Consider the following 26237-nt stretch of genomic DNA (forward strand, 5'->3'; position numbering starts at 1 on the left):
CTCCCCTAACGAAATCCACTTTGGCCAGCAGCTGACACCAATCCAGGCAATGATGCTCGACCTGCTCAGACAACAACTATTCGGAGGTCAGAACAAGCATTCCTGATTCCAACCGACGTACTGACGACCCGTCGCTATTGCAGCGACGGGTCGTCGATTGCGTCGATCAGTCTCCAGCCTCCATCCCAACAACTATGCGTCGGTGTTTACCACGTTCACCCAGCTGCAACAGAACCCCTTGGGCACTGAGAGCCTTTTGGAGAGTGGCCAGGCGCTTAGATAACGATATGGCACTCTGAGGCCAAGTACGCGTGCTGTTTGTTACCCTGGGGGGTACGGTTACAGTTAGCTGCTGTAGTAACTGGGTAGGAGATCCGGACCAAGCCTGTTCTTTATGCTGTTTCGCGAACTTTAGTACAGCGAACGCAAGCTGATCTTCCTGGATCGTATCAAGCATTGTCCGCTGCTGGTTCTTCGCATAGCTTTTCTGGATTTGCCCTGCTGGTAGCTCCAGCGCACACTCCATGGCTGCAAGCCAATGCACATAGCTGATCATACGCTGTGGATAGATCACTTTGGCCGAATCCTGTACCTCCATAATATCCGCGATTAGATCGAGCAAACCCCGAAAGATCGTGGGTAGTAATCGGTTGAGTTCAGTCAGCAATTGCTTCTCTTGCCGACGCTGATCGGGTGGCATCACCAGTAGGTTAAACGTGACGCAGCGGCTCGCCAAGTCTGTCTCCTGAATGAAGTTGTGAATGCCGTTCAGTACCACTGGAGCGTGCAGGTTAACTGATGCTTCTTCGTGGTCGGAATAGAGCTTGCGCCCGAAGAGTGTTCCCCCAGTGGCAGCTACGCAGAGCGCATCGCTCCATGTATTCTTGAGCTCCCGAATGTTTTCCAGCACCAACAGATATCGGTTCAAGCTGCTGATTGCCAACTCTTTGGGATCTGAAGGAATCATCTGAATCCCATTAGCATTGGGGTCTACAAGCGCCCGTAAGATCGACTTACACAGGAAGCTTTTCCCAGCTCCTTGCTCACCTTTAATGACCATGATCGGATACCCTACGGTCTTATCCCTTGGGTGGCTGAGTATGTAGGTCATGCAACCGATGAACTGAAGCTTGTCATCCTTTGTCATGTTCAGAAAGGGAAGTAACTGACGCCAGTCGCCGCCCTCTGCTGGTATTGGCAGAGCCATCGTAGTGTTGGAGCGGCTGAACAGCATGCCTGACCCATCAGATACGATTCTGACACTCCCTGGCTCAACAACAACCCGTGTATTGTCCTTGTCAGCAATATCGATCTCCAGACCGCCGGATTTGCTGCGACCGACCCTCTGATTGATCACCATCTCTTCACCCTCAAACTCGGCGTAGGCGGCCAGGCTACTCTGTACTTCACCTACGTCTTCTTTCTTCAGAAGGTCACCGTGCGTATAAGCTGAGTGCCTGACCCAGCTGGCAAATTCTTTACCGTAAACTGATAGCGCAACAGGATTACCCGTAGTTCCGTCGAGGACTGCGTAGGGACGTTCATGTGAATCTACGCCCAACCTGGCACTAGCGATGACATAGTTGACGACCCGTTCGACCTTACTCTCTCCGGTATAATCTTCTTCACTGCTCACTTGTATTCTCCTTCACTATCACACTTGCACTGGCGCAGGTCGTGCGACCAGAATAACTGCTCAACCTTTGTCTTAAGGCGGAAGCCGCTTAACACCTTGGCACTAGCGTCTTGCATCACCTCTTCTGCTTTGTTGATGGTTGCTTGGTAGCTCGCAATCGGTATCTCAATCAGGATCGCATCATGTAGACACCCAATGACATCGATCTGGGCGGCGGCTAATGCCGAGCAAGAGCGCCGAAGAATATCGGCCCCGGTTGCCTGTATGGGCCAGTTCCTCAGAGTGAGTAAGGAGGTGGCAGACGTTACCCACATGCGCCAGTCCAGACACTCGATGTGGCCTATTCGGTAGGCGTATTCGGCTTTCTTTTGCATCCACTTAAGTGGGGCGGAGAACAAGTGCTCCAGCAGGCCAAACCATTGTTCAGCCTCCTTCAAACTGATCATCCACCCCTTTGCGATGCCCTGTATGCTGACCCCATAAAGGAAGGCGATCACCAACCGTTTTACCTGTTTACGGTTTAAGTGCTGCCATGCTCGCTCTTGATGGAGTTGCTCATACAAACCATCATTGAGATAAGCCTCAGCCATCCACACATCGCCGCTAGCCGCAGCTAGGATAGCGGGCTCTTGTGCCTGAAAATCAATTAGCACCACAAGCCGCCCCGAAGGTGGAACGATCAGGGTCCGATAATCCTTTGGCAGGTAAATGAATGAACTGCCACGAGGGCATTCTCGCCCCGATACCGTGCTGAACGGCCTCGCCCATGAACGATGGCGTCCGTCATCATCAACCTCGAAACGGTTAATGATCCGGTTGCGATGCTGTGCCTTTGCTTCCAGTAGTAATGCTGCCAACTCATTCTCAGACTGAGCCAGCGAACCGCTATCAAGCAGAAGATCACCATCAGATCCCTTCGGCCAACTCTTTACTGCCTGGGTTGATAGGCAGCACCTTAGCGCTGCTTGATTAATTTCTCCCTTACCATCGATCAGTCCAGCAGGAAGTTGGGAGATCAACTCTTTACCTCTGAGCTTCCACGCCTGTTTGGCCTTGGCTAGGGCCTCTGTATCAATAGGGATACCTCGCCGGTAACGCTTAGCGCAGTCATCCACAAAGGAGAACCTTCGTGCTGTAGTAGCATTTTCTGCGAAGCATCCCCTCAGCCGCCGTTCCAACGCCCTTAATACCCAGCGCTCTGGCAAGCCGTTCCCCGTCGCATCTAACAGGCTCTTGAGGATGCGCAGATCGTAGGTCAGCGCATCACTCGTTAGGCCATTGGTCAGGAGCCGGGCTTCAGCCACGGGGTCGAAGCCCCGTGACAGATCGCCCAGATATTCGTTACAGCTCATCAAGACAGTCATCATCAAAGTCGATCTCGTTGGTGATATCGATCCCTAGGCGTTTCAGGACTGGGTGATCCAGACTATCGATGACTTTGCCTTTGAAGGCCGTTTCGAGCTGCTCGTCAAAGTCGGGCCAATCGTTGGGTAGCGGCCGCTTCGTTCTAGAAACTGAATACTCGTACTCGCTGGTCTGCATGTTCGATTTGACGGTGATCCAGTCGTCTAGGGCCGCCTCGACAATTGGCTCCATAGACTCGAACCAGGAATTGGTATCGCCGTTAAGCAGAGGTAGCTTCTGTGGATACAGCCGATACGCACCGGTGGTTGATACGGCTTGATGAAACGTCATCGGCCTAATCTGATCGACGAGACACTCCTGGACTTCTTCCACAAGAAGGTAATACTCCTCCTTCGCGAACCGCCCCCCGCTCTGAACTTTATCGATGATAGTGGCGGCTTCGAAGCTGTTCCCTGAGAAGCAGAACATATCTTTGGCGCTGTAACGATTGATCAGATCTGATAGTGGCGCTGGGCGGGACTTGAGGTTGGGCTTAACTCCGCAGCCAGAGATTGCGCTATTGATACTGGCGTTACGGTTGGTGTTGGTGTTATCGTTAGTCATGATATTCGGACCTCGTTGGTTAAAGATGTCCGTAGCATACCGCCCCTAACGGCGCCCCCTCATTTAGATAAAAAAACTATTTATAGCAACAAGTTACTGCTAAATTAACCAAAACGAGCAAGGAGCTGGTGCCTTAAACATGCCCAACAAATGCGCCAAAAGTGCAAATGCAACTAATTCTCAAAGACGAAGCAGTCTTAGATGCACTCAGTTCGGTCATTGGTTGAACCACAATCACTCTATCGCTATGGAATTGGCATTTCTTACTCGATTATCAGCGCCAAGATTCATTGACTACATCGCCCCCTTGGTTCTAACCACGAAGGATCAGAGGGCAAAATTTCATGAATACTTTGATAGCGATACGAGAAAGCGCTCCTTAATACGAAGCAGTCTCGGAGCAGGCTTCCCAGATCGTTTCAAGACAGGAGACACTAGGCGTCGGGACGGTGGACTAATGGCGCACTTAAGCTTGAGAGTACTGGCCATTAGTTACTTAAGGATAGAGGCTAAGACGAGAGCGGTAGATGAGCCAGATCCACCTCCATCGCTACGACACTTCTATTTAGCTCTGTGCTTCGATCACAACACACAGCTCACTATTGCCCAGCTGACCAGTGATGATGACGCGTATCACCCTGGCTATTACCCGGATAGACAGTGGCTCCAAGATTTCATTGGAAGATCAGGATTGATAATGGCAAACCTGAAGCTGGGCAAACAACGAGGTGTGCCTATCGAGCGTATCTTGATACCAAAAGGGTCAATCTCAATAGATCGAATTACCCTTAAGGTACCGGCAGTCCCTATTGCATCTAGCAAAAAGAATTCCGAGCAAGAAGCCTCCCACGATTTACTGATAGACAGCTCCCTCTGCAAACACCTACGGAAGCTTCAGCAGGACGAGATAGATCGTACAGGTGGGTTCACATTCGGGCCTAGAAGGTCGCCACCACACATCCGTTTTAGCACCAGCCCAGCCCTCCCCGTTGAGCGTGTCGTTCAATTATCCTATTCTGAAGACGCCATGCAGAGACAAACACTCGTTAAGCATTTGCGTCGCTGGCTCTCTAAAGGTAATAACCAAGCCTTAAGCCGCCTAGGAGGAGATCAGCGGCAAGATTTACATGGTTCTGGATACTTTGATTGGGAGGCTGATGGCTTCCTTGGTTTAGGATGGTCATGAAGGGATAATTCATACCGTGGGCATCGAAGCTCGATCAATAGGGTGCAGGACATTCAAGCCGTTGACTCGGTACATTCGACGACTTGTCACCATTTTTAGGGCAGAGATAGCTCCGGTCTTTTGCCGGTCCTTTGAATTTCACCTTACGCTGTATGGGCTGTTGCGGCTCACTACGTGGACTTCCTTGCCCCTTATATAGGGTCAGCATTGATTGGAACTTCGTTACAATGCTTGATTTTTATAGAAAAAATCACTACTGTCACTTCTTCTCATAATCCGTCGGTCCCAGGTTCAAGTCCTGGTGGGCCCACCATATTTACCCCGTTAGACCTGAGATTAATTATCCTAAATATTAATCTCAGTGCTCCCCTGCATACTAGATCCCCATTCGTTGTAAGCTCAACTCTGCTTGTATTCTTCTATTAAATACGCAATTGCTCAATGCTAATTTCAGATCGCATACCGGCATTAAAAGCAAGGAATTGACAACTTACGCCAGGCACAGAGAATACAAAAATAACCCTCTGGCTGCTTCTGTACCTCGATGAAAAACCAGCTCGGTTTTAATTGCAAAAATAGCGGTGTTTTAACCACTTGCGCAACGAAAAGACTTTTCAAAAACCATAGACAACTCTACTTAATCCAACGTCCTGAATTAAGCACTTCACCTAATTGATCTATGACGCGTTGCTGTTGAGGAACAGTCATATTAGACCCTGAAGGCAAACACAGGCCTGTCTCAAATAAGTAATCACTCAGGCTCAATTCAGGGCTATGCGGAAAATAATTACAACCAGAAAATAATGGCTGACGATGCATTGGTTTCCATAGATGACGGGCCTCAATATTTTCACTAGTTAATGCCTTAATTAAATCAGGCGCACTTACACTATACCCTGGCTTAATACTAACTGCCGTGAGCCAGCGATTTGAGACATCACCGGATGGTTCTGGCATCCATTCCAGGCACTCAAACTCTTTTAAGCCGTCACGGTACCGGTGAAAAACGTCCCTACGGGCCTGCACACGATCATCTAATACTTTTAGCTGTCCGCGCCCTATCCCTGCAAGCACATTACTCATTCGGTAATTATAGCCAATTTCTGTATGCTCATAATAAGGAGCAGGATCGCGTGCCTGTGTTGATAAAAAGCGGGCTTTCTCAATTAACTCGACGTCATCCGACACGAGCATACCACCACCAGAAGTAGTGATGATTTTATTTCCATTGAATGAAAAAACGCCAAACTTACCGAATGTGCCTGTGTGCTGGCCTTTATAACGACCACCCAGAGATTCTGCCGCATCTTCTATAACAGGAATTTCGTACTTCTCAGCAATCTTCATGATTTCACCCATATCAGCACTTTGCCCATAAAGGTGTACGGTAAGAATCGCTTTCGGTTTATGACCATTGCCAATACAGCTTAATATTGCTTGCTCTAAAGCAATCGGAGACATATTCCAGGTATTAGGCTCAGAGTCGATGAAAACCGGAGTCGCGCCCTGATAAAGTATAGGATTAGCACTGGCAACAAATGTAAAACTTGAACACAGCACATTGTCTCCCTGGCCTACGTCCAGCAAGCGAAGCGCCAAATGAATGGCTGCTGTCCCCGAGCTTACGGCAGCTGCATGCTTACTACCCACGTATTCAGCTAGCTCAGACTCGAAAGCATCTACATTAGGCCCCAGCGGAGCAATCCAGTTGGTATCAAAGGCTTCTTTCACATATATCAATTCTTGCTCACCCATATGAGGAATAGAGAGCTGTATACGAGGGCGAAGCATATGTCTTGAATGTAAACCTATAGGCTTATTATTTACATCCACTTGTGGAAGTTGATTTATTTGATGCAGGTCCATCAACTCAAGCACTTGATCATCTGTCATATTCTGCGAAATGCTGATTGGAGTTTTCTCAGGCATGCCAGACAAATCATCATCCAGGGCGGCTCCGGAAAGAATCAAACGACGCATATCACCATCAGTAATAGTTCTTAGTAACGATCCCTTTTTATTCACCAGCAGCAAAATAGACATGCCTGTTTGGTCTAAAATCTCTAAGCATTGCCGAATAGATTTATCCCGGCTGATAACGATATTTGTTACACTGATCATTACTGAAAACACCTCGCAGGTATGCCTTTAACAACCTGCCCGTCATTTATATCACGAGTCACAACAGCTCCCGCACCAACAGTCACATCACAGCCAAGCTTTATGCCGGGTAATACGACTGCACCTGCACCAACAATACTTCTTGCGCCTATAACAACACCACCACCCAATGTTACATTCGGCGCCACATGTGAGAACTCTCCTATCTCGCATTCATGATCAACAACAGCGCCATGATTGATAATAGTGCCTTGAGCAACATTGGATTCGGCCGCAATAACTGCGTTTGCAGCGACTAGCACGCCATCGGCCAATACAGCGAAGGAAGATACTGATGCATCAGGATGTATTATCGACATAAAGAGTTTGTCACGGCCAGCATAGCGCCCAGCTAGGGACGCCCTCGTTTTATTATGACCAACAGCAATATGATAATATTGCTCTGTAAATGTATCAGTTGGAGTACAACTGACTATAAATTTCTGCAATAACGATTCTCCAACACGACACGGATTATCATCATATACACTTATGCGTGCCTGTTGATTTGCGGCTAGCAAAGCATCTATAACTACTTTTGCGTGCCCACCAGAACCTAGAATAGCCACATTAATATGCATTAAGCTTTTCCATGATTTTAGCATCAAGAGAAATACATCGAAGATACTGCACTATCCTTTCTGCGCTATTACCGTCACCATAGCAGTTATCCCAATGCTTACCTTTCATTTGTTTTGCAACCAAAATAGCCTCTTTAATTAACTCGAAGGCAGGAGCTACATCTATTACATTCGCGTTTCGCTCTCTGGCATTTTGTCGATCACCAACATTCACAACAGGTGTTTGTAGCGATGCCGCTTCGATGATACCACTGCTAGAATTTCCGATAAGTACATCAGCACCCGCCACCAGCGATAAATAGTCATTTCTTGGGATATGAAGCACAGATTTAAAATGCCGTTCCTTCAGACAAAAGCGATTAATAACGGAAACGATTCCTGATGCACCTGAATCCGCATTCGGCATAATAATCAGCGGCTGCTCACAAGTCTCCAATACTGCTTTCAGCAAGGTCTGCGTTTGCTCTTCGGCAATCGATGCCTGTTGTACAACAGGATGAAATAAGATCAACTGAAAGGGTCGCTCAGCATCAAATTGATATTTTTTGGCAAGGTTTTCTTTTCCCTGCAACTTAGCTGAATAAATTGCATCCAGACCAGGAGCACCTGTCACAAAAACGCTGTCTGCTTGCTCGCCCATCTTTATCAACCGCGTACGCGAATCAGAAGATGCGACAAAATGGTAATGTGATAATTTACTGACGGCATGACGAATGGATTCATCCACGGTTCCAGATCGTTCCCCACCATGAAGATGCACTATTGGAATATTTAAGTGTATCGCAGCAATGGCCGCGGCTAACATCTCACCACGATCACCTAACAATAATAAAAGATCAGGACGCCTTGCATTTAGGGCTGCAGTGAAACCTATGATTTCCTCTCCAACAGCGTGAGCCATCTCAGCACCGCCACCACCCGATAAATTAACCGGTACCTTGGCGTGAATATCAAATCCTGCCGCTTCAATTTCTTTGTAGGTATCTCCATAAGCAGATAAAAGATGCATTCCTGTTACGAGAATAGATAACGATAGTTCAGGCGAAGCTTCGATAGCATGTAATACTTCTTCCATGAGGCCATAATCAGCACGCGTGCCCGACACATAACAGATATGCCTCATAACACTAGGTCGTCCCAAGCCAAAAGCTCTCCCGCACACTTACCGGCGTTTAGTTTTCGACCTAATAACGCATGTAAATCTTTAGGCGGTATCCCTGTTCCTGGACGAAGCAGCACAAGATCATCAGGCTGCAATGTATCTCCTATTTTCTTATCTCTGGCAAGCACCACGCTGCGTCTTACTAACGCTCTTATAGGGAGTTCATTAGATCTAGGCTCTTTTATACCGTCCCCTAAACATCGTTCAACGCGCCGTATCTGGGAAACCATTTCAACAAGCTCATCAGGCATCAGTGATGCTTTATGATCAGGTCCTGGTAGATTTTTATCTAATGTGAAATGCTTTTCTATCACCTGAGCTCCCATTGCAACAGCAGCAACAGACACCACAATACCAGACGTATGATCTGAATAACCAGCGGGCAAACCGCACTCAGATCCAAGTGTATATATCGCACGTAAATTAACATCAGTATCCGCTGTCGGATAATTTGATGTGCAATGCAGAATCGTTAACACTTTATCTAAAGGCTTTTCAAAGGATAATTCCTCACGTACCGATCTCACAACATCGACTGCCTCTTTAACTTCGTCAAGGGTTGCCATACCTGTGGAAAGGATCATGGGGAGGTCGTATTCTGCTAGCTTGGAAATCAAGGGTAAGTTAGTAAGCTCTCCCGATGGAATTTTGATAATACGCATACCCAAGCTTACTAAAAATTCAGCGGATTCAAGATCAAAAGGTGTCGACATGAATTCAATGCCATGCAATTTACAATGCGCTAACAGCAAAATATGCAATTCAGGCGATATTTCTAAGCCTTTTAACATAGCAAATTGGTCATCAGATCCTGTCTGAGCTTTTTGATACGCCGCGGTAGCAGTACCTTTAGCAACCAATGACTCAGCTTTAAACGTCTGAAACTTGACCGCATCCGCGCCAGCCTTAGCGGCCACTTCGATTAACTGTAGCGCAAGCTCTTCGGAGCCATTATGGTTTACTCCGGCTTCTGCAATAACGTAGCAACCCATAATACTTACTCCTATTACCTATCATATTTGTTTTAAAAAGCTTTAATATAGAACACCATGCATACCTATTAAACCCGCCACAACACTGCCCGCAAGCGAAAACTATAAGCGTTGCAAAAAGACGAATTAGCGAACATTAGCACAACAGGGTATTTAATTTACTGTGACATTGATTAACATATCTAACGGGTTGAAATTTTATTAAAAATAGCTTCAGCACAAAGAAAATCTACCTCTGTATCAATATCAAATGAATTATATGAAGACATTACATAAGCATATGATTTCTTCGGCATAAAATTTCGTACCGCAGAAAAAACAGAGCTATCAATTACATAAACAGCTCCATTCAAACGATAATATGTTGCCAAATCCTGGCTGCGCTTGCCTAAAACTTCTTCTCGAATAAAGCCATCTAAAGAATGTGATTCAGGCAACACATTGGACCAAAGCGGACTATGTTCTACTTCCGTTACAGAGACAATTGCATCAGCTTCCCGGCTAAAGAGTTCTTCAATAGCCGTATCAATATCAATTGATTGACGAAGCGGGCTGGTTGGCTGTAATAACACAATGTAATCATACAAAGAGCCTAATGCGCCCATAACATAAGACACAGTATCAGCTGTAGAGGCTGTATCTGAAGCTAAATCTGATGGACGTTCCTGACACAATACACCCAATGATTCTGAGAAACTGAGTATTTCGTCATCATCACTACTGACAACCACCGCATCAATATATCGGCTTTTTTGTGCAGCCTCTATTGTCCATTGAATAAGCGGCTTACCGGAAAACGGCAACATATTTTTTCGTGGAAGGCGCTTACTCCCTCCGCGGGCAGGGATTATAGCTATAAACTTTTTATTATTTAGCATATTGCTATTTCCAGTAGTGCTACAGACCTTCTTTCCAAATGGGCTTTATTAACTCCCAAACACCATTCCTTTTTTCCCAAAGGTGAGGACTACGGAATTTCTCAATAATCTCGTGATAGCGGTCAAGTGTAATCCCCATATACTCACAACAATCCTGAATGTACTGCTGAGGAAACTCACCATCAAAACGCTTAATCAATGCAATACCTTCATCACGAGTAATATCGCCATTACGTACTTCCTGAGCGGAGTCGTAAGTCGCGCGCCCAATCCCAAACTTAATAGTTGTCGTATGATAGTGAAGCCAATCTATCTTGTCGTCCAGGGAGCTGTATTTACTGAAACTACCCTCTGTACGATGGTAATTAGGCATGAAATCACTATTTTCGACTGAGTAATAATACGTTTCTTGAGGGTGCCACTTAACATAATAACCAAGATAATGAACTTCAGTTCCAGTTTTCTCCAATGCATATGGGCTTACAGGAAAATACGCTTCTAAATCAGAAAGCTTGTAGCCAAAATCATTTATAAGATCAACAGCAGGAACACCACCCAATACAAGATCAGCAATCGACAACTCTGCTGAATAATATTTAGGATCGCGCGTTGGTTTTTCATTATCTTCTATAGCATTACCATACTCTGCTTCATTTTCACCAAAAATAACCAATGGTATATCTAGCAAAACAGATAGACGGGGAGCTAGATTCTTCTGGCCAAGAATAAACGGCTGAAAAGGATGTCCTAAATTTTCGAAAGCATTTTTAGTTAAGAATCGATGCAACTTTTTATTCTGATTATATGTGTAATTAGCAAAGCCTGCATCCAACCAAGCATCAAAATTCTGCCTGCCAATTTGCGTGTATAATGCCGGTGGCCAAGTAATTAAGATTGGATTCATATTATATTTGTACTTCAGCATATGCGCTGCTTGTACACTATCCTTTCCGCCACTACCAGGCACCACAACATCATAACGACCATCATTACGACGGAATCGATTACACAATTCTTCAAGCTCTAAATGCCGATCTTCCCAATTGATCGTTTTTTTCTTTTCAGCATAGCGACAAGCTTCACAAACTCCCTCTTCATCAAAAATAAGAGTTCTTTTCTTTTCATCAGCTTTTTGCATAAACTCAACTGTCGATGAAGGTCGCTGATTATTCATCGTACATTTTTTACAGAAAAGCACATCCAACGGAAGTCCATATTTACCTGTACCTAAAGACATTTCAACACCTCAAACATTTAAAAAGTTTTTAAATACTTCCAATCCAGCCTCTCGGCTTTTCTCAGGATGAAACTGAACCCCGTAAATATTACCCTTGGAAATAGCTGAAACGAACTGATGTCCTTCGTATTCAGTTAAAGACAATATATCTGTATAGTTAACTACTTCGTAAGAATGCATAAAGTAAAAACTTTCATCCTCAACACCTCTTAATAATAACGAATCTTTTTGAACATTTATTTTATTAAAACCCATATGAGGAATTGGTGCAGAGCAATAAATATTTTTTACTTCAGCATCAAATATGCCCAGCCCTTTCGTTTCTCCAAATTCGTAACCAATTTTCGATAGAATCTGCATACCCAGGCAAATACCAAGCGTAGGCTTCGATAATACATTTGAGACTAACGCGTCATATATTCCATCTTCATGTATCTCCGACATGGCATCTTTGAAACTACCTACGCCTGGTATAATAATCTTATCTACTTTTTCAAAGTCACCTGAACTATTCACAACTTTGACTCTAGCATCAATTTTTTCAAGCGCTTTCACGATACTAAATATATTTCCAGCGACACCGTAATTAACCACACCAATAACAGGACCCATTATGAAACCTCCACGCCATTTTTTCTGAGGAAGTCTTTAACTTCACGAATAGTCGTTTTCTCATAATGAAGAATTGATGCCAAGGCGACTGCATCTGGTCTCGCCTGCTGGACAACAGATAACACATCTTCAAGGTTACCCGCCCCACTTGCAGCGATCACTGGAATACTTACACTTTCAACAACACTAGACACTAAATCGATATCATATCCTCGTTGGCGACCATCACAATCAACTGACTGCAACATAATTTCTCCAGCCCCTAAATCAGCTACTTCATTCACCCAATCTAAAACTGATTTTCCACTGCGAACGCGCCCACAATCTGTATAACATTCCCAACTACTACCCCATTTTTTAGCTTCTATATTAACGATAACAGATTGGGAGCCAAATATTTCTGAGGCTTGTTTAATGATGTGAGGGTCGTTCTGAACAGCATATGTATTGATTACAACTTTATCCGCTCCTGAATGAAATAATTTAGAAAAGTCGTCAATACTTCTAACCCCACCGCCTACCGAAAATGGAATAAATACTTCTTTAGCAGCTTTCTCCACTTCTGCAAATAAAATCTCCCGCTGATAAAGTGAAGCAACTATATCAGTATAAATTAGTTCGTCTGCTCCCTGCTTATAGTACTTTTCTGCCAGTTCGGCCGGCAAGCCAATTTTTCGCAAGCCTTCAAAATGGACAGGCTTGACCACATAAGGCGGTTTGACGTCCAGCTTGGCTATAATTCGCAAACTCATAAATCCCTCATTATCTGGTTTGATTTACTTACGTGTTTTTCATCAAGCAAATCATGAATAACATTAATAATCTTATTTGTAGCCTGTCCTACCTGTGGCAGAGATGCTATTTCAGCAACTTGTTTAAAACCGACAACTTCGTTTATAGTGGCCTCCAGCCTATCTAAATCAGACACACCAGTAGAAATCCCCATAGCTGAGTAGGGAGCATCGTCTGTAAAAACAGACCTATCAATAGTCACTACGGGCAGCCCCAATAACGCTGCTTCTAAGCCTACTGTTGATGTCATGGTTACAACAAGATCCACATTTTGAAGCAAACTATAAAGATCTTCATTTTTAGGACTTATTCGAACATTAGCAGGTAGCACATCTAAATGTACTTCTTCACTGGGATGAAAACGAATCACCAACTCCCATTCCGGATGCTTTTTCATTATTTTAATCAATGCAGCATCAATATTCCTTGGTAGCTCGCTATCTCCACACTTACCTGTGAAGGGGTGTTTCTCCGGCTCTGGTTGAGAAGCCCATAAAATCGTGTGGCGACAACTTGGGGTTTCTTGCAACTGTCTATTGCTGACCTCGGTCCGTAAGTCAGCAAGTTTATCAAAAACAGGGTTGCCAGTTACTACGATTTCATCACTGCTTCGTCCGGCAGACACAAACGTTTGTTTCACATAATCAGATAATACACATACTTTATCCGCATATCCCTGTTGACCTATCCAATGAACCTCCTGCAAAGCAAAAAGATCAACGATGCAAAGTGAAGGAATACCTACTTTGCGTGCTGCGTCAATAATTGCTCTTTCGGCTCTAGGCGAATTAGTCGCGATCACTAAATCAGGTTGTTCGTTTCTAAGGAACTTCTCCATTAAAAAAATAGGATAGAAGGCTTGCCTTCCTTTATTTACATACACAACCTTAGCCTGTTCAACACCATAGAATACTTCCAAGTCACTATAAGACAGGCCCATATAGGCAACTGACTCCTCATAAGAGATCAAAGAGCTCGCACTAGAAAGTCCAACCAGTTCTCGGCCTTTCTCCAATACTGAATCAGGTTCATCAGACAAAAACAGAAGGTCATTAAAACCTACATAATCGATAGCATTATTTTTAAGAACAGAACCCGCAGTAGTTAAACCCAATATTTTCAGTTGATGTCCACATTTATCCAATTTTTTGATAATAGGCAAAAGCATATTAATATGCCCACCACCATAGGCAGCTAACACTATCTTACTCATAAGAAAACTCACTGCTAGTAAAAAAACAAAAATTCAAAAACACAAGCATATTAACAACCAATAATAACGACATTAAGCGTATTAAATAAAGGAGAGTAAAAACTCATAAAAGAGTATTATATTTAACAATAACACTTACGACCTAGATTCAATTTCAACACATATTAAGTAAAAAATTATCTCTAAAAAATACACCACTGACAGATCCACATGTAACATTCAATAATGTATATCTCAGAACAGACATAAAATAATGGCGCCTTAAGCAATGTAAGTAATATGTCGATAAAACTTAGCCTTTAATCTTCATTTAATTTTTCAATCAAATTGCAGAGTTTAGAAATCTTACAACCACCTACAACAGTAAACATACAGACTATCCCTTTAATAAAAGCGATGAAAAAAACACCAACTAACAATAATCAATCCACGAACTTTCTGAACCAAATTTCAACGGCCATCAAAGCCCGGAGTTCCCTAGTATTATTTTCAACTCCAGCACAGTGGTTATCATATAACTGATGTACATAGTTATAATCGAACAAACCTCGTGATTTAGTCTTTTCCGACACCAATAGATCCTGGCACATATCCGCAAGTTCCGTTTTAAACCATTCACCAACAGGAACCGTGAACATTTGTTTTTTTCGATAAGCCAACTCTTCACCGATCAAAGGAGAAACTGCTTTTTTATAAATATATTTAGTCACGCCATCATGCAGTTTCAAACCACCAGGCATAGAAAAAGCCAGTTCTATCATGCGGTAATCGAGGAAAGGAGCCCTGTTTTCAAGCGATACAGCCATTCCCATACGATCAGGTTTAACTAAGTTATTGCCTGGTAGTAATAACATCGTATCGATATACAGCGCTTGATTGATACGATCCATTTTTTTGGATTTCTCATAAAGAGGATCGGTCACATCATTAACGGATAAACTGGCTAGCTGTTGACGGAACTCTGGCGAAAACAGAGTCTGGCGCTGTTCTTCAGTAAACAGTGAAATATTATCATTATACGATTCTCTAAAAGCAGCTTCGCTCATATCATGATTGTTTACATTAAAGAAATTTTTGTACTTGTCATAACCGGCAAATAGTTCATCAGCTCCATCTCCCGTTAACACCATTTTCACATGCTCAGCAGCAAGACACGCTACTTTGTAAGTTGGCAGAAAAGAAACATCGCCGTGAGGCTGATCACAGTGGTAGGTAGCCATAGGCCAAAGATCTATCATGTTCGGCGCTACTTTTTGCATCGAGTGCTCTGTAGCAAAGCGATCTGCGGCACTCTGTGCGTAAGGTGACTCATCAAATTTAGGATCGTCAAAGCCTATACAAAACGTCTTTACCGGGCTCGCCAGATGCCGACTCATCAGGCCTACAACTGAGCTGGAATCAACACCGCCTGACAGAAAAGCACCAAAAGGTACATCTGCACGTAAACGTATTCTTACCGCATCATCCAACACCGTATTAAATTTATCGATCCATTCCTCTTCACTTTTATCCTCTGTTTCTATGCAAGCTAAATCCCACCAACAATTTAGCTCTGTACCCGTTCGTGAAATTTTTAACCAATGTCCCGGTAGAACATGTTCTACGCCCTCAAACATTGTCAGAGGGGGCGGGACATAATTAAAGGCTAAAAATTGATTGAGTGCTTTCGGGTTAGTAGCTTTGATCGGCTCTGCTTGCAATATGGCTTTAATTTCGGAACCAAACAGGGTGCGCCCATCATTTTGATAAATATACAGCGGCTTTTCACCAACACGATCACGTATTAGATAGAGTGCATCTTCACGTTTATCATAGATAGCAATAGCAAACATGCCATTCAGTTTGCTAACACAATCTATTCCTTCTTTCTCATAAAGCCTTAGAATCACTTCAGTGTCGCAGTGTGTTCTACAGGGGTAGCCACAAGAAGCCAGCTCTTCAGCTAACTCAAGATGATTGAAAATCTCACCGTTTTGCACTACGACTATCTGGCCATCATCAGAAACAAATGGCTGATCTCCATGCTCTAAGTCCAGTATAGCTAATCGCTGATTACCTAACCCGACACCAAATTTATCGTGGTATGTGCCCCGTCCATCAGGGCCCCGGTGAGTAATAACCTCACCCATTTTTAAAAACAATGACTCCGGCAACTGACGTTTATTGGCATCAAAATACCCAAAAATCCCACACATAAATCAGTTACCGCCTTTAAGTACTATTTGTTTGACCGTTAACAAGATGACATATACGTCAAACAAAAATGATGACTTTCTTACATACTCCAGATCCAGCTGTGTTCGCTCTACAGGGGTAGCTTGCGAACGCTTAACTGCTTGCGCCAAGCCGGTAATCCCTGGACGTACCTTATTTCGTTCCGCCCATTCTTCTTCTGTATATTCGCTACGCTGCTCAGGCACGTTGGGACGAGGGCCTACCAGGCTCATATCGCCTTTCAACACATTCAATAATTGAGGCAACTCATCAAGACTCGTTTTTCTGACAAAGCGGCCAACCTTTGTTATTCGCGGGTCATAATCACTTGTAAAATGAGGACCAACCTTCTCAGCACCTACCACCATGCTTCGAAACTTATAAATAGAGAATAGCCGTCCGTCTTTACCTATTCGCTGCTGTTTAAACAGAGCAGGCCCCTTAGACTCCAGCTTAATAAACAATGCAACCACCAGCATTAAAGGTAAGCAAAGTAATAAGACGATAAATGCCAACACAACATCAAATGTACGTTTCATTTATTTCCTTTCCCGGCCACGATCTGTTGAACCCCATCCTGTAATTCTTTGTGAATTTTCTGGTATTCAGAAACTGGCGCTTTGGTTAACCGGACTTCCTCTTCCCTTAATTTAAACAGCTCCTTTTTTAAATCGAGATTTACTTTAAAAGTACTCATACCTTCACTCTTTCGATGAAATGTACGAGATAAAATCACTGATTCTGAGCCTAAACGCACATGTTCAGCTAAAACCATTTCTCCTGGTATTAATCCCTCTCCAAACCGCGCTATACCACCAAATCCAAATGATTTTCCCGCAGCCTTAATAGTGCTTGCCATAGAATCTAATAAACCATTAGCCAACGGCTCAAACATAAAACTAAGACCCATATCTAAATGAAGGTCGTTTAGACCTATATAGATTTCACTAACACCGGGTAAAGTCACAATTTCTGATAATGAGTCTGCAGCACCCTTCGTTTCCACCAAAGGAATCACACCTGCGCGCCCATTCACCAATGACAAAAAACTTTTCACTTCTTCTGCTTTACGAAACATCGGAAGCATTATGTAGTCAGCACCGGCCTCTATTGCCGCGTCGACTTCTGCCAGGCTTTCAGTATTAAGAGGATTCAGGCGCACAATTAGTTTGGCAGTTTTCAACTTCTTCTTAATTTTTTTGGCGTCACCAATTGAATGCTGACTAATTAAGGTATCCAGGTGCCCTTGCCGTTCTTTTTTCCCTAACCGCTCCAGATCCACAAAAATACGTTCGACTCCGCACGCTTCAGCAAAAACCGCCAAATCAAGGTCATTCGTTATTAAAATAAACTTAATCATAGGCCCCTTAACTTTCTCATTAATTTATCTCTAAAAATTGGCACAGCTAACAAGCCTAACAAACAACCCAGCCCTGCAAGTACAAAAGCTATCAGCAGACTTATAAACCCAAAAGGCTCAATGAACGATATTTTAAGCAACCAAAACAAGCTAAGAGGCAATAATAAAATTACGAATAAATAACCGGGATCAAACACATCACGCCTAATGATCGGAAATTTAACTAACAAGGCAATAAAACTTCCGATGCCAGCAATAGCATAAGCGATAACAAGTATTTTCATCAAAACCAACAAGCTGCTTTCAGCATTGAAAGCTAATAATAAAAGCCCTCCCAATGCCGCCAGACTAATTAACAAAGGGGTTTTGGTATCTTTTTGAGCATTCAGCACTACCGTTGCAAAAGTTGCCATCCCCATAAAAGGAATATAAAGCAAACCAATAGTTAACAATGATGAGACCTTAGAAATATCACTATCTGTCATACTTCCATAGCCATATACTAATGACGTCAATACAGCTGATACTGGCACCAAGGCAGCAACCGACATTAACGATAAGAAAAGTGTAGCGCGAATACCCCAAACAACTAACTGCTGAAACAGCAAGAAGTCTTCTTTATAGGAATGACTCAATCGAGGAAATAAAACCGTTGCCAAGAAAGTAACAGTAACAGCTAAAGGCAACTCAACTAACTTTATAGCGTAACTAATTTGGGCAACACTTCCTTCTCCATCATATGAAGCAAACGCACGAATAATGACAGGAAAACAAAGCAAGACACAGCCAGTGCCGGCTACCTGAAAAAAACGAACAATCAATGGCTGATTAATTATCCAGGGCGACACCGACATTACTGGCTTTCCAGCGATACCTTGTGCGGCAACATACTGAATAGCCAAACGTAACAAACCACCTAATAAGACAAACACAGCAAGAGTGATCAATGATCCATCATAGAAGGATATAAACACTAACCCCATAATAATAACTATATTAATTGTTAGCGTTCCCAATGCAGCCACACCAAAGCGATTGTAAGCTTGTAAGTAAGCCGATATAACACCAGTGGCGACGGTCATCGGCACCAGCCATAATACATATTGCATTGGGACCAGACTTAACAGGATTTGGCTTTCATCAAATCCTGGGGCTAACAATTTAATTAATGGGGCAACTGAAAAAACCAATCCGCATGTCAACAATGCAAATAACAGAGTAAAGAACAATAACGCTTGCCACCACAATCGTAGAGATCTCTTTTTATCTCCATCAAATTCAGGGATCAAGGCAGCAGCCAGCCCCCCGCCAACGAGTATATTAATCAGTAAATCAGGCACCGAAAGCATCATAACGGCAACATCCGCTTGAGCGCTGATGCCAAAGCTTCCTGCCAACAAAGACTCCCTCAGGAAACCCGAAAAACGGCCAATTAATAGCCCGATATTCAGAAGCAATGAAGAAAAAATAATAGCCTTAAGCATAAAAAATCTGTGACCTAATCAGTGCAATACAACCTCTTCAGACAACAGATCAACTAAACATGAAGAAGGTAAGAACCCTTTAATACTTTCTTGTAGAGCATCCCTCCCCTCTCGACTATCTCCTGTCTCAATAGCATTTTTCAAACGCTCCAATACAAATCGCAGCTGGGTAGCTGTTAACATCTCTTCATGTGCCCGCATGATCTTGGGATGTGAAGTAGCTACAACATCTTCCCCAATTAACAACTCTTCATATAACTTTTCGCCTGGCCGAAGGCCTGTATAGTGTATTTCTATGTCGCCTTCAGGATGAGCTTCATCTTTAAGCTCCAAACCGCTTAAGCGAATCATCCGTTCTGCCAGATCACTTATTTTAACGGGCGTGCCCATATCCAATACAAATACATCGCCGCCCTGCCCCATAGAACCTGCTTGTATCACTAAAGAAGCAGCTTCAGGAATAGTCATGAAAAAGCGCGTGATATCTGGATGAGTAACCGTTAAGGGGCCTCCTTCGCTGATTTGACGCCGAAATAATGGAACAACTGATCCGGAAGAACCTAAAACATTGCCAAATCGTACCATTGAAAAAGCTGTATTTTTGGACTCCACAGCCAAGTCTTGCAAGACCAACTCAGCCAGCCGTTTTGTAGCTCCCATAACATTTGTTGGCCGCACAGCTTTATCCGTAGAAACCAAAACAAAACGTTCAACATTATGTTTCCTGGCGAGCAATGCGACGGTTAAAGTACCAAACACATTATTATTAATTCCCTCTAATACATTTTGCTCGACGATGGGAACATGCTTGTACGCTGCAGCATGATAAATCGTCTGCACACCAAACCGCTGAATAGCTTCAGCGACTCTGGATTTATCGCCAACATTACCTAACAGTGCATAGACAGGAATTTGAATTTGCAGCTGTATCATTAATTGCTCTAGTGACTTCTCGATTTGATATACCGCAAATTCACTTAATTCATATAACACAATCGATTTCGGCTTTGCATACACCACCTGCCGACACAACTCCGATCCTATAGAGCCCCCCGCCCCAGTGATCATGATCACCTTTCCTTTAACACTGATATCTACCAACTCTTTTATGGGAGGGACCGAATCTCGACCGAGCAAATCCTCGAGTTCAACTTCTCTTAGTTGGTTGAGATCTACTTTTCCAGCTACTATTTCATCGACACTCGGTAATGTCTTAACGTGAACAGGAAAAACCTCTAATCTATCTAAGATTTTCTTCTTGATTGCATGACTGGCAGACGGGATGGCTAATAAAATATCTGTTACACCACCCATTTCAATAATTTTCGCAATACTGTCGGCAGGAAATACTTTGATACCCGCCACCCTACTTCCCTGAAGTGATTTATCATCATCAACAAAAGCTAATGGAAAGTATTCGCGGCAATCAAGTAATGACGTTGCTAATTGAACACCGGCCGCTCCTGCACCATAAATAATAACACTGTCTTTATCTACATAGTGCTGCTGTAACCACCTATATAGATTTGCAATCAAGAAACGATTTCCGGCGACAAAAACCAAAGCAGCTAGAGCAAACGCAATAGGCACTGAGCGCGGAAACAAAGGGTACTGCAACCAAATATCTACAAAAAATAAAAATGCGGCTGATATCAGAACCCCATACACTCCGCCCCAGAACGCACTCAAGTCCATATAACGAATTACCGTCCTATAGAGCCCAAAAATATAAAAAAGTACTACTCCCAAAACAGGAACAACAACGAAAAACCATGCAGTTTCTTTAAGATAAGCAGATGGCCACCATTCAGACAGACGAATAGCATAGCCCGCCCAAAGGGCAATGGTAAGCGCGACAAAGTCACATAGCATCAATATATATCGCTTACTCTTTCTTGACATAAAAGAAAAAGGAAGCAATTTACCTGACACATAAGAATGGGCTCTATTTTTCCTCATGAAACACAAGTCTCTTTTTTACAGAAGTATTCAACAACATGAGGAGTTCCGAATTAAGCAAGAGCCCATCGATATGTTCATCAACAAATACGCAGCCCTACTAACTAACAGAACCTACATACCAAGGCATTGCTTTGGTTATCCCTGCTGCGATATCGAACGCTGGAGCATAACCTAACAATCGTTGCGCTTTGCTGATATCGGCCTGAGAATGGCGCACGTCACCTGCACGAAAATCGCGGTAAACAGGCGGCTTCTCGTAGCGCACTTGATTATCGCCAAGGCTCAACTTAATAGCGTTGAACAGCTGATTGAGATCGGTACGACCACTGACAGCAACGTTATACACTTCACCTTTTGCTGCGTCATCAGAGGTAGCAGCGAGTAAATTAGCCTGTACAGCGTTTTCTATAAAACAGAAGTCGCGGCTGGTTTTACCATCACCATTGATGAAGACTTCTTCATTTTTAATCATAGCAGCGGTCCATTTAGGTATCACTGCTGCATAAGCGCCATCCGGATCTTGACGCTTACCAAAAATATTGAAATAGCGCAGCCCTATTGTGTTAAAACCATAGGTGCGCGCAAACACATCGGCATACAGTTCGTTTACATACTTCGTAACGGCGTACGGCGATAACGGGTTACCAATATTCTCTTCTACTTTAGGAAGTGCCGGATGGTCACCATAGGTGGAGCTACTGGCGGCATAGGTAAAGCTTGTCACCTCAGCATCGCGTGCCGCTACCAGCATATTTAAAAAGCCGCTGATATTTGTTTCATTGGTAGCGATAGGATCGTTAATAGAACGAGGCACTGAGCCAAGTGCTGCCTGATGCAATACATAATCAACACCCGCACAGGCGTTATGGCAGTCTTGGAGTTTGCGTATATCACCTTCGATAAATCTAAACGCAGCCCACTGTTCGGCTGTCACCTGTGACTGTACTTCATCTAAATTATGCTGAAAGCCTGTCGCAAAGTTATCCAAGCCCACAACACGTTGATTTAGTCCCAATAGCGTTTCTAATAGGTTAGATCCGATAAAACCTGCCACACCTGTTACCAGCCAGGTTTTCGGGCTGGCCAGAAGCTCTGCTTTGATGTGTTCGTAACGAGTCATATTTTTTCCTTAAAGGCGAAGGTCAGTAGCTTCTGCGGGCAAAATGTATTTAAGATCATAGAGTACATGCTCCGGCTTACCAAATGAGCGAATACCCTCGGTACCCATCTCTTTAAACTGCTTATGTGCGACCGCAATAATGACCGCATCATAAGCCGCCTGCTCTGGTGCAGTGACCGGTGTAATGCCATATTCATGTTCAGCATCGGCGGCATTAATCCAAGGGTCATAACAATCAACATGTATCCCATAGTCCGAAAGCTCATTAACGATATCGACCACTTTGGTGTTACGCAGATCAGGGCAATCTTCTTTAAAGGTTAACCCCAACACCAATACACGCGCACCATCTACCTGAATTCGTTTTTTCAGCATAGATTTAACCAACTGACTAACCACATACGCACCCATTCCATCATTGAGGCGACGTCCTGCCAGTATAATCTCAGGATGATAGCCAACAGACTGTGCTTTGTGAGTGAGGTAGTAAGGATCAACGCCTATGCAATGACCACCCACTAAGCCCGGACGAAAAGGCAGGAAGTTCCATTTTGTGCCGGCTGCTTTGAGTACTTCTTCTGTGTCGATACCCAGCTTATTAAAAATAACCGCCAGTTCGTTAATCAGGCCAATATTGACATCACGCTGAGTATTTTCAATAACCTTAGCGGCTTCAGCTACTTTGATAGAGCTCGCTTTATAGGTGCCTGCGGTAATAATTGAACGGTAAAGACTATCGACAAAATCAGCAACCTCGGGCGTTGAGCCAGAAGTCACTTTTAGGATGCTGGTGACGCGGTGTTCTTTATCGCCCGGATTGATGCGCTCAGGGCTATAACCGCAATAAAAATCTACGTTAAATTTAAGGCCGGATTCGCGCTCTAAAACAGGAACGCACTCCTCTTCTGTTGCGCCTGGATAGACAGTCGACTCATAGATAACAATATCACCCTGCTTCAGCGCCTTGCCGATCACAGCACTGGCTTTAAGCAAGGGCGTAAGGTCGGGCTGTTTATGCTCATTGATGGGGGTTGGAACCGTTACAATAAAAACATTGCATTCTTGTAGTGCTCCAATTTCAGCACTGTAAGTCAACAGCGTGGCTTCTGCCAGTTCATCACCACTCACTTCAAGCGTACTATCAACACCGCCCTTTAACTCTTCTAGTCTGGCTTTATTGATATCAAAGCCGACTGTTGGAAAATGCTTTCCAAACTCAGCGGCGAGAGGAAGCCCGACATAACCTAAACCAAGAATTGCAATACTAGTGTCTTGAAGAGAAAAGTTCATTAACGTGCCTACCGATTAAAAGCCCATAAAAAGAGCAAAAATTTTATTCAGATAATTTATTAACTTTTACCAAAGAGAAGAATATAAACATAGACGAAAACTCTTTCCCTGAGATAAAAGCGCTAAAAAATAAATATAAATCTGCCTGAATATTAGCACAGTGTATGTACGTCTACTACGAGACGAGGCATTCATATATTCGATCCAGAGCGCTCCTTGCCTTACAATAAGCTTTTATTTTTGCGAGTTAATTTCATGCAACCTTACAATGCCCAGCTCATCTGGACTAAAGGTGTTCCTCTTTCTGAATCATTCGGTGATTTTTACAGTAGCTGCGTCGATGCTATAGCTGAAAGCCGCTATGTGTTTATTGATGGCAACCAGATTACACAACGCGCTGCGCTGCATCCGACGACCCGCCTGACTATCGCTGAAAGCGGATTTGGCACAGGTACAAATCTGCTCTGCACGCTCACCTTACTCAACGAGTTATCCTCTACTTCGCATTATGGGTTGCATTTTATTTCAACTGAACTTTACCCAGTCTCTTATAACGACCTACAAAACGTCTTATCCAAACAGCCGCAATTCGGCCACTTTGCGAATCAATTACTTTCACAATACCCTCCCGTTATTAAAGGCATGCATCGCTTTATTTTCGATCAGGGGCGCTTTTATTTAACCCTGTGCATCGGAGATACGACAGAGAGCCTGGCACGCATAAACACACCCGTTGACGCCTGGTATTTAGACGGTTTTTCCCCCGCGAAAAATCCAGATATGTGGAGTGCTCAGCTTTTTCAGCAAATGGCGCGTTTAAGTAAGCCAAACACCACATTAGCCACCTATGCAGCGGCCAGTTTTGTCCGAAAAGGGCTCATAGAGCAGGGCTTTACTATTAAAAAAAGACCAGGATTTGGTAAAAAACGCGATATGCTAATCGGTCAGTTCCAAGCAGACACGCCGACAGTAACAACGTCGCACGCGCCCTGGTTTGCCCCCTCGGCAATATCTGAGCCGGAATTAACGAAAGCAAAAACCGCGATCGTCATAGGTGCCGGATTGGCTGGCTGCGCTACCGCTGAAGCATTGGCTCGCAGAGGCATTAAAGTACAACTCATTGACCAGCAGGATAGTATTTGTACGGAGGCCTCAGGCAACCGCCAGGGAGCCCTGTATGCCAAGCTCCCCACATTACCAACACTGGGAGGTGAGATGCACCTTTGCGGCCTGGAGTACACATTACGCTTGCTCAACATCTATGGCTGCCTGGACAACCAAACTGCCTCACAGTGCGGTGTATTGCAATTAGCCACCTCTGTTAAAGAAGCTGACCGACAACAGGCTATTACCTCCGGAGGCTATTACAGCCGCGAGGTCGTATCACTGGTTTCTGCTGAAGAAGCGACAAACATTGCCGGCACCAAGATTGATCATCAGGCACTACACTTTCCGCGGGCTGGCTGGGTCTACCCTAAAGGTTTTTGCGAAGCACTGATCAAACATGTAAATATCAAGCTAACATTATCCACCAGCATTACTTCGCTAACCCAAACGACAGCTAAGCAGTGGTGTGTGACCGATCAAAACAACCAACAGCATAATGCCGATATTGTCGTCGTCGCATCGGCCTCGCATGCAAAAAAATTCGATCATTTGAACCACCTGCCCATCAAACCTATTCGCGGCCAGGTCTCTTCAGTTAAAGCTCCTTCGGCTAAAGTTTCTTCACCCAAAGCCAGCGACACGCCTCAACTCAAAACCGTCGTTTGTGGAGCAGGCTATATCTCGCCATCACTGGATGGCTTCTATAGCTTCGGCGCAACGTTTGATCTGCATGACCAATCGCCGGAATTAAGAGAGGCTGACCATAAAAGTAATTTGACGATGTTGTCTAACGCTGTTCCTGATTTTGCCAGCACGCTCCCGCCTATTGATGAGTGGCAAGGCAAAGTGGGATATCGCTGTTCAACGCCTGATTACCTGCCGATTGCCGGACCTGCGCCTATTTTTAATGAATATATTAAGCGCTATGCAAAACTCAGAAAGGATAAAAACTGGAAATTCGACAACCAGCCGGCGCCGCTGCACACCGGACTGTATGTCAATGTAGGCCACGGCTCAAAAGGCCTGATCACCGCACCGCTGGCGGCCGAACATCTGGCTTCATCAATTTGCGGCGAGCCTAGCCCGCTACCTCAGGATATTAGTTATGCATTACATCCTGCGCGCTTTATTATCAAATCACTGATCCGCAGAAAAGGATAAGCAGACAACGAGGGTACTTAAGACTCACTCAAATTAGCCGATAGATAGGCCATAACAGGATAAGATAACTAAGCCATCTAATTAGAGCATCTATATAGCAACCCCGGTTTCAGGGGATATAG

The 26237-nt window shown here is 44.0% G+C and carries 21 protein-coding genes; 2 read left to right on the forward strand and 19 right to left on the reverse strand.

What is annotated here, in order from left to right; translation table 11 throughout:
* Positions 1 to 166 precede the first annotated feature (166 nt).
* Genes BM099_RS03650 through BM099_RS03660 form a run of 3 tightly spaced genes read right to left on the reverse strand, consistent with a single transcriptional unit; the run spans position 167 to position 3604 of the window.
* Positions 167 to 1636: a hypothetical protein gene (locus tag BM099_RS03650; RefSeq protein WP_090724583.1), complete on the reverse strand. Its 1470-nt coding sequence runs from the start codon at positions 1634 to 1636 to the stop codon at positions 167 to 169.
* Positions 1633 to 3003, reverse strand: a complete 1371-nt coding sequence (locus tag BM099_RS03655) for a DNA polymerase (RefSeq protein ID WP_090724586.1) — start codon at positions 3001 to 3003, stop codon at positions 1633 to 1635. The genes BM099_RS03650 and BM099_RS03655 overlap by 4 nt, the downstream gene beginning before the upstream one ends.
* Positions 2978 to 3604 carry a hypothetical protein gene (locus BM099_RS03660; protein WP_090724588.1) on the reverse strand — a complete coding sequence of 209 codons (627 nt, stop codon included), beginning with the start codon at positions 3602 to 3604 and terminating at the stop codon, positions 2978 to 2980. The genes BM099_RS03655 and BM099_RS03660 overlap by 26 nt, the downstream gene beginning before the upstream one ends.
* A gap of 691 nt (positions 3605 to 4295) precedes the next feature.
* Here BM099_RS03660 and BM099_RS20240 point away from each other — a divergent pair.
* Positions 4296 to 4790, forward strand: a complete 495-nt coding sequence (locus BM099_RS20240; protein ID WP_143083723.1) for a hypothetical protein — start codon at positions 4296 to 4298, stop codon at positions 4788 to 4790.
* Positions 4791 to 5423: 633 nt separating this feature from the next.
* Here the strand turns inward: BM099_RS20240 and BM099_RS03670 are convergent.
* From BM099_RS03670 to tviB, 16 genes are all read right to left on the reverse strand, one after another.
* On the reverse strand, positions 5424 to 6911 hold the full coding sequence (locus BM099_RS03670) for an aminotransferase class I/II-fold pyridoxal phosphate-dependent enzyme (protein ID WP_090724593.1): 1488 nt from the start codon (positions 6909 to 6911) through the stop codon (positions 5424 to 5426).
* The gene (locus BM099_RS03675; protein ID WP_177201077.1) at positions 6911 to 7531 is read right to left on the reverse strand and encodes an acetyltransferase; all 621 of its coding nucleotides are present in this window, start codon (positions 7529 to 7531) and stop codon (positions 6911 to 6913) included. The genes BM099_RS03670 and BM099_RS03675 overlap by 1 nt, the downstream gene beginning before the upstream one ends.
* On the reverse strand, positions 7521 to 8654 hold the full coding sequence (gene neuC / locus BM099_RS03680) for a UDP-N-acetylglucosamine 2-epimerase (RefSeq protein ID WP_090724598.1): 1134 nt from the start codon (positions 8652 to 8654) through the stop codon (positions 7521 to 7523). The genes BM099_RS03675 and neuC overlap by 11 nt, the downstream gene beginning before the upstream one ends.
* On the reverse strand, positions 8651 to 9685 hold the full coding sequence (gene neuB, locus BM099_RS03685; RefSeq protein ID WP_090724601.1) for an N-acetylneuraminate synthase: 1035 nt from the start codon (positions 9683 to 9685) through the stop codon (positions 8651 to 8653). The genes neuC and neuB overlap by 4 nt, the downstream gene beginning before the upstream one ends.
* Positions 9686 to 9867: 182 nt before the next feature.
* Positions 9868 to 10563 (reverse strand): acylneuraminate cytidylyltransferase family protein, encoded by a 696-nt coding sequence (locus tag BM099_RS03690; RefSeq protein WP_090724603.1) that lies wholly within the window; start codon positions 10561 to 10563, stop codon positions 9868 to 9870.
* A 19-nt stretch (positions 10564 to 10582) separates the two neighbouring features.
* Positions 10583 to 11800 carry an N-acetyl sugar amidotransferase gene (locus BM099_RS03695; RefSeq protein ID WP_090724606.1) on the reverse strand — a complete coding sequence of 406 codons (1218 nt, stop codon included), beginning with the start codon at positions 11798 to 11800 and terminating at the stop codon, positions 10583 to 10585.
* Positions 11801 to 11809: 9 nt separating this feature from the next.
* The gene (gene hisH, locus BM099_RS03700; RefSeq protein ID WP_090724608.1) at positions 11810 to 12412 is read right to left on the reverse strand and encodes an imidazole glycerol phosphate synthase subunit HisH; all 603 of its coding nucleotides are present in this window, start codon (positions 12410 to 12412) and stop codon (positions 11810 to 11812) included.
* Positions 12412 to 13164, reverse strand: coding sequence for an imidazole glycerol phosphate synthase subunit HisF (gene hisF / locus BM099_RS03705; RefSeq protein ID WP_090724612.1), 753 nt, complete (start codon positions 13162 to 13164; stop codon positions 12412 to 12414). The genes hisH and hisF overlap by 1 nt, the downstream gene beginning before the upstream one ends.
* A complete protein-coding gene (locus tag BM099_RS03710; RefSeq protein WP_090724615.1) occupies positions 13161 to 14417 on the reverse strand; it encodes a UDP-N-acetylglucosamine 2-epimerase in 1257 nt (418 codons plus the stop codon). Before BM099_RS03710 ends, hisF begins: the two co-directional genes overlap by 4 nt.
* Positions 14418 to 14839: 422 nt before the next feature.
* Positions 14840 to 16612, reverse strand: a complete 1773-nt coding sequence (gene asnB / locus BM099_RS03715; protein ID WP_090724618.1) for an asparagine synthase (glutamine-hydrolyzing) — start codon at positions 16610 to 16612, stop codon at positions 14840 to 14842.
* 3 nt (positions 16613 to 16615) lie between these two features.
* Positions 16616 to 17170 carry a sugar transferase gene (locus BM099_RS03720; protein WP_090724621.1) on the reverse strand — a complete coding sequence of 185 codons (555 nt, stop codon included), beginning with the start codon at positions 17168 to 17170 and terminating at the stop codon, positions 16616 to 16618.
* Entirely contained in the window at positions 17167 to 17991 is an 825-nt protein-coding gene (locus BM099_RS03725; protein ID WP_090724623.1) for an aldolase/citrate lyase family protein, read from the reverse strand. Before BM099_RS03725 ends, BM099_RS03720 begins: the two co-directional genes overlap by 4 nt.
* Entirely contained in the window at positions 17988 to 19475 is a 1488-nt protein-coding gene (locus BM099_RS03730) for a lipid II flippase MurJ (RefSeq protein WP_090724625.1), read from the reverse strand. The genes BM099_RS03725 and BM099_RS03730 overlap by 4 nt, the downstream gene beginning before the upstream one ends.
* Positions 19476 to 19493: 18 nt before the next feature.
* Positions 19494 to 21407, reverse strand: a complete 1914-nt coding sequence (locus BM099_RS03735; RefSeq protein WP_198064058.1) for a polysaccharide biosynthesis protein — start codon at positions 21405 to 21407, stop codon at positions 19494 to 19496.
* 127 nt (positions 21408 to 21534) lie between these two features.
* A complete protein-coding gene (locus BM099_RS03740) occupies positions 21535 to 22557 on the reverse strand; it encodes an NAD-dependent epimerase/dehydratase family protein (RefSeq protein ID WP_090724631.1) in 1023 nt (340 codons plus the stop codon).
* Between the two features lie 9 nt (positions 22558 to 22566).
* Entirely contained in the window at positions 22567 to 23847 is a 1281-nt protein-coding gene (gene tviB, locus BM099_RS03745; RefSeq protein ID WP_090724633.1) for a Vi polysaccharide biosynthesis UDP-N-acetylglucosamine C-6 dehydrogenase TviB, read from the reverse strand.
* Positions 23848 to 24102: 255 nt separating this feature from the next.
* On the opposite strand from tviB, the gene mnmC reads away from it, so the two are divergent.
* Positions 24103 to 26115 carry a bifunctional tRNA (5-methylaminomethyl-2-thiouridine)(34)-methyltransferase MnmC2/FAD-dependent 5-carboxymethylaminomethyl-2-thiouridine(34) oxidoreductase MnmC1 gene (mnmC, locus tag BM099_RS03750; protein ID WP_143083724.1) on the forward strand — a complete coding sequence of 671 codons (2013 nt, stop codon included), beginning with the start codon at positions 24103 to 24105 and terminating at the stop codon, positions 26113 to 26115.
* The last annotated feature ends 122 nt before the right edge of the window (positions 26116 to 26237 follow it).

This window comes from Neptunomonas qingdaonensis (assembly GCF_900113275.1).
GTDB lineage: Bacteria > Pseudomonadota > Gammaproteobacteria > Pseudomonadales > Balneatricaceae > Neptunomonas > Neptunomonas qingdaonensis.